This window comes from Paracoccus sp. Z118 (assembly GCF_019061185.1).
In the GTDB taxonomy this organism is placed as follows: domain Bacteria; phylum Pseudomonadota; class Alphaproteobacteria; order Rhodobacterales; family Rhodobacteraceae; genus Paracoccus.
This window is the reverse complement of sequence record NZ_JAHQZU010000067.1, coordinates 1-2,894: the sequence shown is the minus strand read 5'-3', so window position 1 is coordinate 2,894 and position 2,894 is coordinate 1. Positions and strand designations below refer to the sequence as shown.

4 protein-coding genes are annotated in these 2,894 nt (G+C 63.6%); all 4 read left to right on the top strand.

The features are described from left to right. Window positions 1-294, top strand: a 294-nt coding sequence (locus KTN05_RS17295) for a hydantoinase B/oxoprolinase family protein (RefSeq protein WP_217330615.1), incomplete at its 5' end; no start/stop codon positions are given. Between the two features lie 40 nt (window positions 295-334). Next, the gene (locus KTN05_RS17290) at window positions 335-1,333 is read left to right on the top strand and encodes a TRAP transporter substrate-binding protein (protein WP_217330614.1); all 999 of its coding nucleotides are present in this window, start codon (window positions 335-337) and stop codon (window positions 1,331-1,333) included. A 53-nt stretch (window positions 1,334-1,386) separates the two neighbouring features. Continuing rightward, complete coding sequence (locus tag KTN05_RS17285; protein WP_217330613.1) at window positions 1,387-1,908, top strand: TRAP transporter small permease subunit; 522 nt, start codon at window positions 1,387-1,389, stop codon at window positions 1,906-1,908. Between the two features lie 3 nt (window positions 1,909-1,911). Next, window positions 1,912-2,894 (top strand): TRAP transporter large permease (locus tag KTN05_RS17280; RefSeq protein ID WP_217330612.1); only part of this gene is annotated, 983 nt, incomplete at its 3' end.

The window sequence follows — 2,894 nt, the reverse complement described above, 5'->3', positions numbered from 1 at the left end:
CACGCCTGCGAGTTCAACGGCGTCGGCGAACGCTTCCGCCACCAGCCCTGGGGCGTGTTCGGCGGCCAGCCGGGTGCCGCCGGCTCGTTCACCATCAAGAAGGACGACGGCGAGATCGTCGACCTGCCGCCCAAGGCCTCGACCATCCGCCTCGGGGCCGACGCCCGCGTCATCATCGAGACGCCCGGTGCCGGCGGATACGGAGACCCCCGCCAGCGCGCGGAAGACGCGCGGCGCGAGGACCGGGAATCGGGGAAATTCTCCGACGCCTGGCTGCAGAAGAACTACGGCTGACGGCCGCACGTGGATATCCACCGAGACAGGGAGTCTTGACATGAACAGAAGGAACTTCACGGCCTTCGCCCTTTCCGCGGGCCTCGCGCTTTCGGCGGGCGGCGCGCAGGCACAGGAACTTTCGTGGGATCTTGCGAACGAATACGGCGAATCCTCGATCATGGGCGTCGGCGACAAGGCCTTTATCGAGGCCGTCAACGCGGGCTCCGGCGGCGCCATCACGATCATGCCGCATTACGACGGATCGATCGGCTACAAGTCCGTGGACCAGTTCGACGCCGTGGGCATCGGCGCGCTGGACATGGCCGACACCGTGATGGGGTCCATCGCCGGGATCGAGCCGATCTTCCTGCTGTCGTCACTGCCGTTCATCGCGTCATCGTATGACGACGCGCGGCTGCTGTGGGAGGTCGCCCGTCCGCATTACGAACAGGTGTTCGAGGAGAACAATCAGGTTCTGCTGTGGGCCACGCCATGGCCGCCCTCGGGGATCTGGGCAAATGCGCCGATCACCAGCTTGGAGGACCTGAAGCCGCTGAAGGTGCGCGCCTGGGACCCCAGCGGCGTCCAGACCATGAGCAACACCGGCGCCACCGCGGTGCAGGTCAGCTGGGCCGATACCGTTCCGCAGCTCGCCTCCGGGGCCATCAACGCGGTGCTGACCTCGGCCGATGGCGGCGTCAGCGTCAAGTTCTGGGAATTCCTCGATCACTTCACGGCCGTGAACTACTCGATGGCACTGAACATGACCCACATGAACAAGGACCTCTACGACTCGCTCACCGACGAGCAGCGCCAGATCGTTCAGGATGCGGCGCGCAAGGCCGAAGAAGCTGCATGGGCCGAGCTTGAGGTCCGTGTCGCCAAGAACTTCGAGGACATGCGTGCCAACGGCGTGACGATCACCGAGGACGTCTCGCCGGAACTGATCGCGGACCTGCGCAAGGCGGGCGAGTCGGTCTATACCGACTGGCTGGCCAAGGTCGGCCCCGAGGGCCAGGCACTGCTCGACGAATACAACCAGAAACGCGCGCAGTGACCCATGAACGGTCCCGGAAGCCCCGGGTCCGTTTCTTTCAGGGAGAACGAGGGATGATCAAACGTCTCGTGAACGGCGCGGCCGATCTCTGCTCCAGCCTCGGTCTGTGGATCTCGGCGGCGCTGCTGGTCTACATCGTCGTGCATATCATGCTGGAGATCATCCTTCGCAATTTCTTCGGCAGTTCGACCAGCTCGATGGGTGAATATGTCGGCTATGCGATGGGGGCGATGACCTATCTGGCGATTGCCCACACATTCGCCAGCCGACGGCACGTCCGGGTCAGCCTGCTGCGAAGCTTCACCGCCGGGCGGGAACGGATCGGCGTGATCGTCGAGCTGTTCTGCATCGGCGTGACCTTCGCCGCGTTCAGTTTCGTCTCCTGGTACATCTGGAAGGTGCTGGCACGCGATTTCTCGCGCGGTTCGGTCAGCGCCACCCTGACGGAAACGCCGACCTGGTACATAGACGCCGCCGTTCTCACGGGCCTCGTGTTCTTCCTGGTGCAGTTGCTCTCCAGCGCCATTGATGTCCTCATCTCGGGCGTTCCCGAAGACATCGCCGAAGGGGACTGATCCATGGAATCACTGTTCGTCGCCGCCGGCCTGCTGGGGCTGATCATCGCCTTTCTGGGCATCGGGGTATGGGTCTTCGCGGGCCTGATCGTGGTCAGCATCACGGCGCTGATGGTGTTCATCGACATGCCGGCGCAGCGGATCGGGACGATCATCGCGCCCATCATGATCCGCAGTTCGACCGGCTGGGAGCTGTCGGCCATCCCGATGTTCATCTGGATGGGCGAGATCATCCTGCGCACCGACATATCCAAGCGCCTGTTCGAGGGGCTTTCGCCCCTGACCTACCATCTGCCGGGCAGGCTGATTCACACCAACATCGTGGGTTCGGCGATCTTTGCCGCGATCTGCGGGTCGAGTGCGGCAACGACGGCAACCGTGGGCAAGATCACGATCCCTGAACTGAAGTCACGCGGCTACAGCACGTCGCTGACCTACGGCTCGCTTGCGGGAGCGGGCAGCCTGGGGCTGCTGATCCCGCCGTCGATCATCATGATCGTTTATGGGGTTGTGGCGCAGGTCTCGATCAGCCGGCTGTTTGCCGCCGGCGTCATACCGGGAATCATGATTGCCGGGCTCTATGCGCTCTACGTCATCATCGTCTGCAGCTTCCGCCCGCAATTCGCCCCGGCCGAAGGGACGCGCCCGACCTCCGGCGATATGCTCCGGGGCATCGGCAACCTGATCCCCATCGGGCTGCTGATCGGCCTGGTGCTGGGCGCGGTCTATTCCGGCTTCGCCACGCCTTCGGAAACCGCGGCGATCGGGGTCACCGTCACGCTGATCTACACCTTCGTGACGCGTCAGATCAGCCGGGATGTGTTCATCGAGAGCCTGGTGGCGACGGTTCACACCAGCTGCATGATCGCGATGATCATGATCGCGGCCGCTTTCATGTCCACGGCCATGGGCTTCATGCATGTCCCGCAGAACATTTCCGCCGCGATCTCGATGCTGGACCTGTCGCCCTATCAACTGATCCTGAT

What these genes read in the sequence shown, in the direction of transcription:
- KTN05_RS17290 (WP_217330614.1), top strand. Translation starts at nt 335, where the DNA reads ATGAACAGAAGGAACTTCACGGCCTTCGCCCTTTCCGCGGGCCTCGCG.
- KTN05_RS17285 (WP_217330613.1), top strand. Translation starts at nt 1,387, where the DNA reads ATGATCAAACGTCTCGTGAACGGCGCGGCCGATCTCTGCTCCAGCCTC.